The sequence below is a fragment of the Ochrobactrum sp. CGA5 genome (genome assembly GCF_006345815.1).
Classification (GTDB): Bacteria; Pseudomonadota; Alphaproteobacteria; order Rhizobiales; family Rhizobiaceae; genus Brucella.
In genome coordinates this window covers 133,018-145,646 of sequence record NZ_VCIG01000009.1, presented here as the reverse complement: position 1 = coordinate 145,646, position 12,629 = coordinate 133,018, and the positions used below count along the sequence as shown (strand labels likewise).

Below are 12,629 nucleotides of genomic sequence, written 5' to 3'. Positions count from 1 at the left end.
CATGAAGGGAAAGAGGACACTGACGATAGCCGCTTTGCTGATCGGCTTTGCTTTGTCTTTTTCTTCACCTGTTTCGACTGAGAGAGTTGCGCGTATGACCATTCTTGCGTCCCCAGCCGCCTTTGCCGAGGTGAACGGAATCGAAATGTACTACCGGATCGTTGGCAAGGGACCGCCAATCCTGCTTATTCCCGGCGGTCTGTCCGACCAGCATGTATGGGATGCGCAGCTTCCAATTCTTGCGCGCCACCACACCGTGATCGTTGCCGATAGCCGCGGACAGGGGCGCTCCACCCGCACCGATGACCCGATCACCTATGGATTGATGGCCGACGACTATGTGGCGCTCCTCGACTTTCTCCGCATCGACAGGGTCGATCTTGTGGGGTGGAGCGATGGCGGCATTATCGGCCTCGACATCGCCATGCGCTATCCTGAACGGCTGAAAAGCCTGTTCGCGCAAGCGGCCAATGTCACGCCCGACGGCAATACCGGTTATGCGGAGGCACGCGCCGAGGGAAAGCCGATACCGGAACTACGGCACTATGAGAGTATAGATAAGGAAATTCATGCACTCTGGGCGAATGAACCAAACTATACCGATGAGGACTTGTCCGATATTCGGGTGCGCACGGCGATTGTGATCGGCGATCGCGATACGGCTGTCACGCGCGAACATACGGAGTTCATCGCTAGCCAGATACCGGGTGCTGAATTGATCATTCTGCCTGATGCCGGGCACGGCGCCCCGGTGGAGAAGCCGCGCCTTTATGCGCATACGGTCCTGCGTTTCATCGACGGCAAGAACGCCGAAGAAACGCAGGTCGCAAGCCGGAAAAGTTAAACCCGGTTCGGCAATACGCGGTCAGGCGGGCGGTGCCCGTCGACAAAAGCCTTGATATTGATGATGACCTTGTCGCCCATATCGATGCGGCCTTCCATGGTGGCCGACCCCATGTGTGGCAGCAGAACGACCTTGCCCTTTTCGGCAAGGGCCAGCAGGCGGGGATTGACCGCCGGTTCGTTTTCGAACACGTCCAGCCCCGCTCCGGCAAGCTTGCCCTGCTCGATCAACTCGATCAGCGCATTTTCGTCAATGATCTGACCACGAGCCGTGTTGACCATATAGGCAGTCGGCTGCATTAGCGCGATACGGCGTGCGGACAGCAGATGGAATGTGGCTGGCGTTGACGGACAGTTGACCGAGATAATATCCATCCGGGCCAACATCTGGTCGAGACTATCCCAATAGGTCGCTTCCAGCTCTTCCTCGACCTGTGGATTGACACGCTTGCGATTGTGATAGTGGATAGAAAGCCCGAAAGCCTTGGCGCGGCGTGCAACAGCCGTGCCGATGCGTCCCATGCCGACAATACCAAGGCGTTTGCCCCATATTCGCCGTCCAAGCATCCAGGTCGGCGACCAGCCCGGCCATTGCCCATGACGCTCGTTGAGCACATTGGCCCCTTCCACCAGACGCCTCGGCACTGACAGCAGCAATGCCAGGGTCATGTCCGCAGTGTCTTCGGTGAGGACATTTGGCGTATTGGTGACTGTGATCCCACGCTTTGCGGCCGCCGCGACATCGATATTGTCCACGCCATTGCCAAAATTTGCGATCAGCTTGAGATTGGGGCCGGCCTGTTCGATTGCTGCTGCATCGATGACATCCGTGATGCAGGGCACCAGAACGTCTGCTTCCTTCATCGCAGCGATGATTTCCGGCTGATTCATGCGGTGGTCGTCTATGTTCAGACGCGCATCAAACAGTTCCCGCATTCGGGTTTCCACTGGGTCCGGCAATTTCCGCGTAAGAACGACCAGCGGCTTCTTCTTGTTCGACATCTCCACCCCATCGTTGAGCAAAGCCCCCTGGAACACCCTGCATTGTAACCAACTGGTACCGCATGCTCCAAGAAATTCCTGCACATTTCCAGCGGAAAACCGACTCCCACTTTTCCCGAAAATGCGTTCACCGAAGCTTCATGTTGAGACCTCCTTAACCAAGGCGGTGCAATATGGGACATTGCTTCGGCTGAACATCTCTATCAAGGCGAAGCAGCAAAGACAAAGAAAAACCGGAAACTTCAGGTGCCTCTTGGAAAATCCTTAACGATTCTCCAAAGAGATGCATTTAAAATCAAATAATTAGATCGCATCTCCATCTGTTACATACAAATGGATCGACGATCTGGAAACAGGACGGCAACGTCGCCTCGCAGCCCTCATAAACTGCCGAAGCTACTGCCGCTCTGTCATGACGGGACGGCGAGAGGTCGCAGTTTGTACAGAGTACTTTCGCAACGCTTTTTGATGGCCACGCTTGGCTTTCTGGCATTTATTCTCATTCTGGCACCGCTTGGTGCGTCGCATAGGCATGGCGCACAAGCTGCGACGCCGGCAGGCACAACTATCGGCCCGAGCGGGCTTCCCGTGCCGCGTTTCGTCAGCCTTAAACCTGCACGCGTCAATCTGCGTGTCGGACCGGGGCGTGATTATGCAGTTTCATGGCTTTTCATGAAGGCGGGGTTGCCAGTCGAGATCATCCAGGAATATGACAACTGGCGTCGTATCCGTGATGCGGATGGCACGGAAGGCTGGGTTTACCAGTCACTGCTTTCCGGCAAGCGAACCGCCATTACGGCGCCCTGGCTCAAGGACAATCACGGTTCGATGATCAATATGCGCCGCGATGCCAGCGATACATCGGGCCTTGCGGCCGAAATCGAACCCGGTGTGGTCGGTACGGTGCGTGAATGCACCGGTCAATGGTGCCGTGTCGACATGGGCGGTGTCCGTGGCTGGATCAAGCAATCGGACCTGTGGGGCGTATATCCGGGCGAAGTCTTCGACTGACTTCACCAGATACGAACCGACATTGCTATATCAGCAGTCATCGTGCCGTGAGGCAAGATATCCGCTGACAGCGCCCTCGGAGAGGCATATGTTCGGGGTATGAATGCACCAACCAAACCATTTTCGTCCGAAGAACTTGAACGCTATGCTCGCCATATTGTGTTGCCGGAAATCGGCGGTCCGGGCCAGCAGAAGTTGAAAGCCGCACGTGTGCTGATCGTCGGCGCGGGCGGGCTCGGTGCGCCTGTGCTGCAGTATCTGGCGGCTGCCGGCGTTGGCACGCTTGGCATTGTCGATGACGACACTGTTTCACTGTCCAACCTGCAACGGCAGGTCATTCACGACACGGAAAGTGTCGGCCAGCCGAAGGTGGAAAGCGCGCTTGCCACAATCGGCCGCATCAATCCGCATGTAAAGGTCGAAGGGCACCAGCTTCGCCTCGATGCAGACAACGTCGAAGCGCTGATCAGTAATTATGACGTCTTGGTGGATGGGTCCGACAATTTCACTACGCGCTATATTCTGGCCGATGCTGCTGCCAAGCTGGGAAAGCCGCTCGTGACGGGTGCCATGGGCCGTTTCGACGGTACGGTCACCGTACTGATGCCTTACCTGAAGGGCGCAGATGGCGCACAGAACCCGTCCTATCGCGATCTTTTTCCAGAAGCGCCGCCACCTGGAACGGTGCCGACCTGTGCGGAGGCCGGTGTGCTTGGCGTCCTGCCGGGGGTGATCGGCAGCCTGCAGGCAATGGAAGTCATCAAGCTCATCACAGGAATCGGCGAGCCACTTGTCGGTCGGCTTCTGCTTTATAATGCGCTCAATGTCCGTTTTGAAACCATTCGCTACAAGGCTCGCAAAGCCAAATGATGGCTCTGCGAGTCGAGGTCATTGGTGAGAGTTTCGGGCAATGGGAGGAACTACTCGATCTCATTCGCGATAGCTTCGCCTATATGGACGGCCTGATCGATCCGCCCTCATCGGCAGGTTTGCTGACGGTTGAAAATCTGCGGCATAAGGCACGGGAAGAAACCGGCTTTGCAGCCTTTCTGGGCGAGAGACTAGCTGGCTGTGTCTTTATACGGGAGAAAGACGACAGCTTTTATCTCGGCAAGCTTGCTGTCGCACCCGCCTTTGCGGGAAGAGGTATCGGACGATTATTGATGCAGAAAGCGGAAGATGCGGCTGTTGCAAAAGGTAGGCCGTCGATAGAGTTGCAGGTGCGTATAGAGCTCACCCGTAATCGGGCGCTGTTTGAAAAGCTAGGATATCGCAAGATCGCCGAGAGCGCACATCCGGGTTACAATCGATCTACATCCATAACCATGCGCAAGGAGATCACGCGTGGCACTGACATTAACCCATGAAGAGCGGTCGATAGCCGCCGGGGAACTGGGACAAGGCGCCGCAATGGCAATGCGTATCGTGGCTGATACTGCGAGACTGATGGGCGCACCGCGTCTCATCCCTGTTGCATCCGCGCATATCGACGGGGCGCTTTACCACGGCGACAGCGGAACGCTGTTTGCAGAAAAGCTGGTTGAGGGCGGCGCAAAGGTCAAAATCCGCTCGACGCTCAATGTCGGCTCTATCGATCTGACTGGCTGTTCGCGCAATCTTTTGCCGGCTCATGAGGCCGACATGGCCAAGCGCATGATGCGGGCCTATATCAAGCTCGGCTGCGAGCCAACCTGGACCTGCGCGCCCTATCAGGCTGGACACCGGCCCGCAAAGGGCACGGATGTCGCCTGGGGCGAATCCAATGCGGTCGTGTTTTGTAATTCTGTCCTGGGCGCGCGCACCAATCGCTATGGCGATTTTCTGGATATTGCCTGCGCGATTGCTGGTCGCGCGCCTGATTATGGCCTCCATCGCAGCGAAAACCGTCGCGCCACGGTGGTGATTGACATTTCCGGCTTGGACTCGGCGTTTCTGTCTACGGAAGTCGCGTGGCCTATTCTCGGCAATCTTTTCGGTCGCTGCGTTGGCACGAACATTGGCGTCGTTGCGGGCAGTTCCGTTCACCCTGATGAAGACGATCTGAAGGCTTTCGGCGCGGCATCGGCATCGGTTGGCGCCGTGGGATTGTTCCATGTCGCAGGCGTGACACCCGAAGCGCCCGATCTTGAAGCAGCTTTGCAGCATCAAAAGCCTGAAAGTGTTATCCGTGTCACACATGAAATGATTGAGGCAACGCGTAAGCGGCTTTCGACGGTCGAGCGGGTTGATCATATTGATGCGGTTGCTATTGGCAGTCCGCACCTTTCGATAGCCGAGTTTGACCGTCTGGAGCGCGCGATAGCGCAACGCAAGCTCGCGGTGCCGCTATATGCCTGCACGGGCCGTCACGCACTGGCTGAGCTGGAGAAAGACGGACGCAGGCAGGCGCTCGAGAAAGCGGGCGTCGTGATTGTCGCCGACACATGCGTGGTTGTGACACCTATTCTGCCGGTCAAGGACAATGCTGTACTGATGACAAATTCCGGCAAGTTCGCGCATTATGCCCCCGGCAACACCGGCTATGGCGTGCTTTACGGTTCGCTGGAAGAATGCGTGGAAAGTGCTGTCGGGGGAAGGCCGGTTTTCGGGAGGCAGGCAGTATGAGCATCGGGAAAAGTACTGTACTCGTTCCAGGCAAAGGGGCGGATGCCGAGGCGCTGGTTCTCTCTGCACCGATTAGCTTCTGGGGTGGTGTTGATCCGAAGAGCGGGCGGATTGCCGATGTGCGCCATCCCGAACACGGGCAGAGCATTGCCGGGCGCGTACTTTGTTTGCCCGGAACCATCGGGTCGTCATCAGCAGCAGCGGTTCTTCTGGAGCTTGTCCATAGCGGTCATGCGCCTGCGGCCATTGTCCTGCATGAACCGGATGCGATCTTGCTTCTTGGTCTCATCGTGGCCCGTGAAATGGGACATGATGTGCCTGTCGCTGTTGAACTCGACCGTGAGGCACAGAAGAAGCTCGCCGGCCATAAGGTGACGGTCGGCGAGGACGGAGCAATTGCAATCGCTGCTTAATATTGAGTATTGCGGTCGACGACATGTTCCAGCGTTCCATCCCGCTCGAAAGCTTCGATTTGCCGGATGATCTGCGGCACAAGGGCGGTTGCGGATGAGCTTGCCGCCGCGTGGGGCGTGATCGTCACGCGGGGGTGATCCCAGAGAGGACTACTGGTCGGCAATGGTTCCTGTGTGAACACGTCCAGCGAAGCTGCTGAAAGAAGCCCGCGATCCAGCGCGGCAAGAATATCAGCTTCGTTTTGCAGGCCGCCGCGTCCGGCATTGATCAGCACGGGTGCACCAAGCGGCCCGTCGCTCTTCAATTGCGCGAACATCGACATGGAGAGTATGCCCTTTGTGTCGGGCGTCAGTGGTAGGAGGCAGACAAATATGTCAGCCGTCTTGAGGAACTTCGCAAAACCGTCCTTGCCGTGATAGGTCTGCACACCATCCATTTCATGCTGGCGACGGCTCCAGCCTGTGACGTTGAAGCCCAACAGCTTCAGTTTTGCCGCCGCATCGCGACCCAGAACACCGAGCCCCATGATACCGACGGTCACTTCGTGCGCGGCAGGCTGGCGGCGATCTTCGTGCCAGACATGATTGTGCTGCTGCTTGCGATAGCGCTGTCCGAGACGGTGATGGTCCAGCACCTGCCAGACGACATATTCCGTCATACGCATGGTGAGATCGTCGGAGATGATGCGCACCAGTGGCACATCGGGAATCCGGTCATCGCGGAAGACGTGATCGACGCCTGCGCCCAGGGAGAAGATGACCTTCAGATTGGGCAGGTTCTCAAGCGAGCCGGGCTTCTGCTTCCAGACGAGCGCATACTTGATGGATGGATCGTTTTCCGCGCGATCCGTCACCACCGGGCGGTCCGGCGCATGACCCCGAAACGTCTTCAGCCAGATTTCCGGGTCCCAGTCGGTGATCGCCAGAAGGATATTGCCCTTATCATTGTTTGTCATTGCTTCGTTCCTCCCTCTGTTGCTTCCATTCGGAAGGCTGCCGCCATCAACGCTTTGGTATAATCGGTCTGCGGGTTGGCGAAGATATTTTTCGCCGCACCATATTCGACCGCCTTGCCGTTGCGCATAACCAGCACATCATTTGCCAGCGCCCGCACCACCTTCAGATCGTGACTTATGAAAAGATAGGCGAGATCGTGCTTCTTCTGCAATGTGCGCAATAGATCAACCACTTGCGCCTGCACGCTCATATCGAGCGCGGAGGTCGGTTCGTCCAGCATGACGAATTTCGGGTTCAATACCATGGCGCGTGCAATGGCGATGCGCTGGCGTTGGCCACCGGAAAATTCGTGCGGATAGCGGAAGCGGGTTTCTGGATCGAGATTGACTTCGTTGAGCGCGGCAACGACGCGCGCATCGCGGTCGTCTGCCGAAAGCTTCGGCTCATGCACCAGAAGCCCTTCGGCGATAATATCCGCGATCGTCATGCGCGGGGAGAGTGAGCCGAACGGGTCCTGAAACACGATCTGCATCTCACGGCGCAACGGGCGCATGTCCTTGAAGCTGAACTTGGCGATGTCGCGCCCGTCGAACCTGATCTCGCCCTTGGATGAAATCATGCGCGAAAGCGCAAGGCCGAGCGTTGTCTTGCCTGAACCCGATTCTCCGACGACGCCGAGCGTCTGTCCGGCGCGCAAGTTTACGTCGATGCCATCCACCGCCTTCACATGATCGACGGTCTTGCGCATGAAGCCCTTTTTGATAGGGAACCAGACGCGAATGTCCTTGCCTTCCATCACCGTTTTGGCTGCCGGATCGGCTGCTGGCGGCTCGCCTTTCGGTTCGGCCGCAAGCAGGTGCTTGGTATAGGGGTGCTGGGGGTTCTCGAAAATTTCTTTGGTCGGCCCGGCCTCGACAATCTTGCCCTTGCTCATCACGCAGACCTTGTCGGCGATCTTGCGCACAATACCGAGATCGTGGGTGATGAAGAGCATCGACATGCCCTGCGCGGCTTTCAGCTCGGCGAGCAGCTTCAAGATCTGCGCCTGCACCGTGACATCCAGCGCTGTGGTCGGCTCGTCGGCAATCAGCAGCTTCGGCTTGTTTGCCAGCGCCATGGCGATCATGACGCGCTGGCGCTGCCCGCCAGAAAGCTGATGCGGAAAGGCCGCCAGGCGCTTTTCCGGTTCACGAATGCCGACTTCGTTGAGGAGTTCCAGCGTTCGCGCTCGTGCTGCCTCAACGCCCATGCCCTGATGCATTTTCAGGATTTCGCCGATCTGCCGCTCCACACTGTGCAGCGGATTGAGCGACGTCATCGGTTCCTGAAAGATCATCGTGATGTCGTTGCCGCGCACACGACGCAGTTCCGGCTCCGAGGCTTTCATCAGATCCTTGCCGTTGAAAAGAATTTCTCCGGAAGGATGGCTGGCAGATGGATAGGGCAGCAGCTTGAGGATGGACAAGGCCGAGACAGATTTGCCGGACCCCGATTCGCCGACAAGAGCTACTGTTTCACCTTCAGCAATGTTGAAGGACACGTGGTCTACGGAAATGCGTTCCTCACCGTTCTGGCGAAATGCGACAGACAGATCGCGGACGGACAGCAGAGTTTTGTTGCCTGTTTCGATCATTGATCCACTCATTGGAAAGCCTTTCGCGGATCGAAGGCGTCGCGTGTTGCCTCACCGATGAAGATCAGAAGCGACAGCATCAGCGAGATGACCACGAAGCCGGTAATGCCGAGCCACGGGGCTTGCAGGTTGTTCTTGCCCTGGGCAAGAAGTTCGCCGAGGGAAGCCGAGCCGGGCGGCAGGCCGAAACCGAGGAAGTCGAGCGAGGTGAGCGTGGTGATCGAGCCGTTCAGAATGAAAGGTAGGAAGGTCAGTGTCGCGACCATGGCATTGGGGAGGAGATGACGCCACATGATCGTGACGTTCTTCACGCCGAGCGCACGTGCCGCATTTACATATTCGAAGTTTCGCGCCCGCAGAAATTCCGCGCGCACGACGCCGACGAAAGCCACCCAAGAAAACAACAACATTATGCCTAGAAGCACCCAGAAACCGGGGGGCAGTATCGCCGCGATAATCAGCAGCAGGTAGAGAACCGGGATTGATGACCAGATTTCGATGAAGCGCTGGAACAGAAGATCGACCCAGCCGCCGAAATAGCCCTGAACCGCGCCAGCCGTCACACCGATGATCGCCGAGAAAAAGGTTAGAATCAGGCCGAACAGCACCGAAATGCGAAAGCCGTAGAGTGCGCGTGCAAAAACGTCGCGCGCCTGATCGTCGGTGCCGAGCAGATTGAAATTGCCAAAGCGGCAATTGGGGTCGCTCGCACCTTGCGGATAGCGCTGGCAGCGCTCTTCTGCCGAATAGAGCCAGAACGGCTTCGACGGCGCTGCTTCCGGTATCTCGTTGTTCACAGTGTTGTAGGAATAGCGGATCGGCGGCCAGATAGCCCAGCCATTATTGTTGATCTCGTCCTGTATTACCGGATCGCGATAATCGGTGACGGCATAAAAGCCGCCGAATTTCTCTTCCGGATAGTCGACGAAAACCGGCATCAGCAGCTCGCCCTTGTAGGAAACGAGGATGGGCCGGTCATTCGCGATGAACTCGGAGCAAAGCGCTGCAATGAGCAGGAACAGGAATATCCACAGCGACCAGTAACCGCGCTTGTTGGCCTTGAAATTCTGCCAGCGACGCTTGTTGAGTGGCGACAGAAACGGACGTTTTACCGGCTTTGCGGTAGGAGTGATGGTGGTGTCGGTCATCACACGTCCCTCCGGTCAAAGTCGATGCGCGGATCGATCCAAGTATAGGTGAGATCGGACAGAAGCCCGACCAGAAGGCCGATCAGCGAGAATATGAAAAGATTGGCGAAGACCACGGGATAATCGCGGTTGATGACCGACTGGTAACCGAGGAGGCCAAGCCCGTCGAGTGAGAAGATGGTCTCGATCAGAAGCGAACCGGTGAAGAAGGCCGATATGAAAGCGCCTGGAAAACCAGCAATCACGATCAGCATCGCATTGCGGAAGACGTGACGATACAGAACCTGATTCTCGGTCAGTCCCTTGGCGCGGGCTGTAGTCACGTATTGCTTGCGGATTTCTTCCAGAAACGAATTCTTGGTGAGAAGCGTGGTGGTGGCGAAGGCGGAAAGCACGAGTGCGGTCACCGGCAGAACCATATGCCACAGATAGTCGCCGATCTTGCCCCAGAACGACATTTGCGCGAAATCGGGTGAGGTAAGGCCGCGCAGCGGGAACCAGTCGAAGAACGAGCCGCCTGCAAACAGCACGATCAGCAGAATAGCGAACAGGAAGCTTGGAATGGCGTAACCTACGATGATGACGGCGCTGGTCCAGGTGTCGAAGCGCGAACCGTCCTTGATCGCCTTGCGAATGCCAAGCGGAATTGAGATCATGTAGGACAGAAAAGTCAGCCACAGGCCGAGCGAGATCGAAACCGGCATCTTTTCCTTGATGAGGTCGATTACGCTTATGTCGCGAAAATAGCTGCGGCCGAAATCGAAGCGCATATAGTTCCACAGCATCTGGCCGAAACGTTCGAGCGGCGGCTTGTCGAAGCCGAACTGCTTTTCCAGATCGGCGATGAATTGCGGGTCCAGCCCTTGCGCGCCGCGATACTTGGAATTGACAGAGCCGCTATCGACGGCACTCTGCCCGAAATCGCCACCACCGCCCGAAAGGCGATCAAGAGCGTCGCCGCCCTGGCCGGAAAGTTGCGCAATCACGCGCTCTACCGGACCACCGGGGGCGAACTGAACCACAGCGAAGGAAATAGCCATGATGCCGAAAATCGTCGGGATCATCAGAAGCAGACGGCGGAGAATATATGCGCCCATCAGCCCTGCTTTCTACGCAGATTCAGGTTTGTCTTATGGCTTGCCAACAGCTTCTGCCTTTTCTTTATCTATCCACCACAGCGTCTCGATGGGAAAGCCGTAATCGGGCTTCGGCTCTCTGAAACCGAACCGGTCCCAATAGGCCGTGAGATGATTCGCTGTCGTCCAATTTGGAATCCAGTCGCGACGGATACGCAAGTACCGATCAAGCACCCGCATTGTGGCGACGAGTTCATCGCGCGTTGAAACCGTGCCGATATCCGCAATCAGCGAATCGATCAACGGATCTTCTGTGCCGGGAAGATTATAGCTGCCCGGCATCTTGGCCGATTCGGAGCCGAACATGCCGGCAAGCGATTCGCGTGTGGGTGTGGGGATGAACTGCAGGGCCATCCCCACCATGTCGAACTGGAAATCCTGCATTCGTGCCTGATACTGGCTTGCATCGACAAGCCGCAGGCTGGCATCGATGCCGATGGCGCGCAGCTTCTGCACATAAGGATTGTAGACCCGGGTGAAGGATTCGGAATTAGAGAGTATCTCCAGCGCGAATTTCGACCCGTCCTTGTCGTGGAACTGACCATTCCTGCGCTCGAAACCGGCAGCCTCCAAAAGTTTGATGGCTTGGGCAAACTGCGCGCGGTCGCGTCCCGTTCCGTCGGAAACCGGCATCAGCACGGCCTCGCCGAAAACTGCGTCCGGCAGTTTGCCGCGATAGCGTTCAAGCACCTTCATCTCGTCGGGCGTCGGCAGGCCGCTTGCCTGAAAATCCGAACCGTTGAAGCAGGATTGCGAGCGGGCATAGACATTGTAGAAAAGATGCTCGTTGGTCCATTCGAAGTCGAAGCAGAGCGCGATCGCCTCCCGCACGCGTGGATCGCGGAACCGGTCGCGGCGCTGGTTCAGCGCCCAGGCTTGCATGAGCGGGCGCTTCTCTTTCGGAAAGGTGCGCTTGACGACCTTTCCCTGTTGGATGGCGGGAAAATCATAAGCAGTCGCCCAGTTTTTGGAGACGCTCTCTTCGCGGTAATCGATACTGCCTTTCTTGAAGGCTTCAAATTGTGGCTGTCGGTCGCGGAAAAACTCGATGCGAATGCGGTCAAAATGGTTGAAACCCTTCTGCACCGGCAGGTCTTTCGCCCAATAATCCTCGACACGTTGATATTCGATGAATTGCCCGGCGGCGAAATTTCCGACCTTGTAGGCACCGGAACCCAGAACCGGCTCCATGGTGGTGGCCTCGAAATCGCGATCCTTGAACCAGCTTTCCGACAGGATGGGCACGGTTACGGCATCGAGGATGGCGTTCGACCCACGCCCCTCGGCGAAACGCATACGCACCTCGTGCTTGCCGGTTGCCTCCACCTTTTCCACTCCAGCCAGGGACTGGCGCAGCGTTGGATGGCCTTTTTGCTTGATGGTCATATAGGTGAACAGCACGTCTTTCGCTTCGATCGGCGAACCGTCATGAAAACGCGCCTCCTTGCGAAGCTTGAACGTGCAACTGCGGTGGTCTTTTGAAAGCGTCGCATTCTCTGCGATCAGTCCGTAGACGGAATCCGGCTCGTCCAGCGCGGACGCCATCAGCGTATCGAAGGTCAGTTCCATGCGCGGTGGCGCGTCGCCCTTGAATGTGAAGGTGTTGAGCGTGTTGAACGTGTTGGTGTTCTGGTTCCAGACCCAGCTCGACGGTGCGAAATTGAATGTGCCGCCCTTCGGCGCTTCGGGGTTGGCATAGTCGAAATGCGGAAAATCGGGACCATACTTGAGGTCACCGAAAGCTGAAAGCCCATGCAGTGCCTTGCCGGTCGGTATATCGGCAACGGCCCTTGTCGGCAGAAAGGATGCAACGGCGGCACTTCCTGAAAGCCCCAGAAAATGGCGGCGGTTCATGCGAAGGATTGTCATTCTCGCTCGCCCC

General features: G+C 57.1%; 12 protein-coding genes. 6 read left to right on the top strand and 6 right to left on the bottom strand.

Annotated features, from left to right (window positions below; all coding sequences use genetic code 11):
- Position 1: 1 nt before the first annotated feature.
- The gene (locus FJQ48_RS10310) at positions 2 to 844 is read left to right on the top strand and encodes an alpha/beta fold hydrolase (RefSeq protein ID WP_139975032.1); all 843 of its coding nucleotides are present in this window, start codon (positions 2 to 4) and stop codon (positions 842 to 844) included.
- Here FJQ48_RS10310 and FJQ48_RS10305 read toward each other — a convergent pair.
- Positions 841 to 1,845, bottom strand: coding sequence for a D-glycerate dehydrogenase (locus FJQ48_RS10305; RefSeq protein WP_139975031.1), 1,005 nt, complete (start codon positions 1,843 to 1,845; stop codon positions 841 to 843). The genes FJQ48_RS10310 and FJQ48_RS10305 overlap by 4 nt on opposite strands.
- A 438-nt stretch (positions 1,846 to 2,283) precedes the next feature.
- Here FJQ48_RS10305 and FJQ48_RS10300 point away from each other — a divergent pair, with 438 nt between their 5' ends.
- The 5 genes from FJQ48_RS10300 to FJQ48_RS10280 all read left to right on the top strand — a co-directional run bounded on the left by FJQ48_RS10300 (position 2,284) and on the right by FJQ48_RS10280 (position 5,873).
- Positions 2,284 to 2,856: an SH3 domain-containing protein gene (locus tag FJQ48_RS10300; protein ID WP_139975030.1), complete on the top strand. Its 573-nt coding sequence runs from the start codon at positions 2,284 to 2,286 to the stop codon at positions 2,854 to 2,856.
- 99 nt (positions 2,857 to 2,955) lie between these two features.
- Positions 2,956 to 3,726: a molybdopterin-synthase adenylyltransferase MoeB gene (locus tag FJQ48_RS10295; protein WP_139975029.1), complete on the top strand. Its 771-nt coding sequence runs from the start codon at positions 2,956 to 2,958 to the stop codon at positions 3,724 to 3,726.
- A complete protein-coding gene (locus FJQ48_RS10290) occupies positions 3,723 to 4,223 on the top strand; it encodes a GNAT family N-acetyltransferase (protein ID WP_139975028.1) in 501 nt (166 codons plus the stop codon). Before FJQ48_RS10295 ends, FJQ48_RS10290 begins: the two co-directional genes overlap by 4 nt.
- Positions 4,201 to 5,460, top strand: a complete 1,260-nt coding sequence (locus FJQ48_RS10285) for an aconitase X catalytic domain-containing protein (RefSeq protein ID WP_180350172.1) — start codon at positions 4,201 to 4,203, stop codon at positions 5,458 to 5,460. Before FJQ48_RS10290 ends, FJQ48_RS10285 begins: the two co-directional genes overlap by 23 nt.
- Positions 5,457 to 5,873: a DUF126 domain-containing protein gene (locus tag FJQ48_RS10280; protein WP_139975027.1), complete on the top strand. Its 417-nt coding sequence runs from the start codon at positions 5,457 to 5,459 to the stop codon at positions 5,871 to 5,873. The genes FJQ48_RS10285 and FJQ48_RS10280 overlap by 4 nt, the downstream gene beginning before the upstream one ends.
- Here the strand turns inward: FJQ48_RS10280 and FJQ48_RS10275 are convergent.
- Genes FJQ48_RS10275 through FJQ48_RS10255 form a run of 5 tightly spaced genes read right to left on the bottom strand, consistent with a single transcriptional unit; the run spans position 5,870 to position 12,616 of the window.
- Positions 5,870 to 6,829 carry a glyoxylate/hydroxypyruvate reductase A gene (locus tag FJQ48_RS10275; RefSeq protein ID WP_139975026.1) on the bottom strand — a complete coding sequence of 320 codons (960 nt, stop codon included), beginning with the start codon at positions 6,827 to 6,829 and terminating at the stop codon, positions 5,870 to 5,872. The two genes, FJQ48_RS10280 and FJQ48_RS10275, sit on opposite strands and share 4 nt — an antisense overlap.
- Positions 6,826 to 8,463, bottom strand: coding sequence for an ABC transporter ATP-binding protein (locus FJQ48_RS10270; RefSeq protein ID WP_139975025.1), 1,638 nt, complete (start codon positions 8,461 to 8,463; stop codon positions 6,826 to 6,828). Before FJQ48_RS10270 ends, FJQ48_RS10275 begins: the two co-directional genes overlap by 4 nt.
- Before the next feature lie 8 nt (positions 8,464 to 8,471).
- Complete coding sequence (locus FJQ48_RS10265; protein WP_139975024.1) at positions 8,472 to 9,611, bottom strand: ABC transporter permease; 1,140 nt, start codon at positions 9,609 to 9,611, stop codon at positions 8,472 to 8,474.
- A complete protein-coding gene (locus tag FJQ48_RS10260) occupies positions 9,611 to 10,708 on the bottom strand; it encodes a microcin C ABC transporter permease YejB (protein ID WP_139975023.1) in 1,098 nt (365 codons plus the stop codon). The genes FJQ48_RS10265 and FJQ48_RS10260 overlap by 1 nt, the downstream gene beginning before the upstream one ends.
- Positions 10,709 to 10,741: 33 nt before the next feature.
- A complete protein-coding gene (locus FJQ48_RS10255; protein WP_139975022.1) occupies positions 10,742 to 12,616 on the bottom strand; it encodes an extracellular solute-binding protein in 1,875 nt (624 codons plus the stop codon).
- Positions 12,617 to 12,629: the final 13 nt, after the last annotated feature.

Bases quoted from the DNA above. Each gene is read 5' to 3' on its own strand.
- FJQ48_RS10255 (WP_139975022.1), bottom strand. From the start codon at position 12,616: ATGACAATCCTTCGCATGAACCGCCGCCATTTTCTGGGGCTTTCAGGA.
- FJQ48_RS10275 (WP_139975026.1), bottom strand. From the start codon at position 6,829: ATGACAAACAATGATAAGGGCAATATCCTTCTGGCGATCACCGACTGG.
- FJQ48_RS10270 (WP_139975025.1), bottom strand. From the start codon at position 8,463: ATGATCGAAACAGGCAACAAAACTCTGCTGTCCGTCCGCGATCTGTCT.
- FJQ48_RS10265 (WP_139975024.1), bottom strand. From the start codon at position 9,611: ATGACCGACACCACCATCACTCCTACCGCAAAGCCGGTAAAACGTCCG.
- FJQ48_RS10290 (WP_139975028.1), top strand. From the start codon at position 3,723: ATGATGGCTCTGCGAGTCGAGGTCATTGGTGAGAGTTTCGGGCAATGG.
- FJQ48_RS10295 (WP_139975029.1), top strand. From the start codon at position 2,956: ATGAATGCACCAACCAAACCATTTTCGTCCGAAGAACTTGAACGCTAT.
- FJQ48_RS10260 (WP_139975023.1), bottom strand. From the start codon at position 10,708: ATGGGCGCATATATTCTCCGCCGTCTGCTTCTGATGATCCCGACGATT.
- FJQ48_RS10305 (WP_139975031.1), bottom strand. From the start codon at position 1,845: ATGTCGAACAAGAAGAAGCCGCTGGTCGTTCTTACGCGGAAATTGCCG.
- FJQ48_RS10280 (WP_139975027.1), top strand. From the start codon at position 5,457: ATGAGCATCGGGAAAAGTACTGTACTCGTTCCAGGCAAAGGGGCGGAT.
- FJQ48_RS10310 (WP_139975032.1), top strand. From the start codon at position 2: ATGAAGGGAAAGAGGACACTGACGATAGCCGCTTTGCTGATCGGCTTT.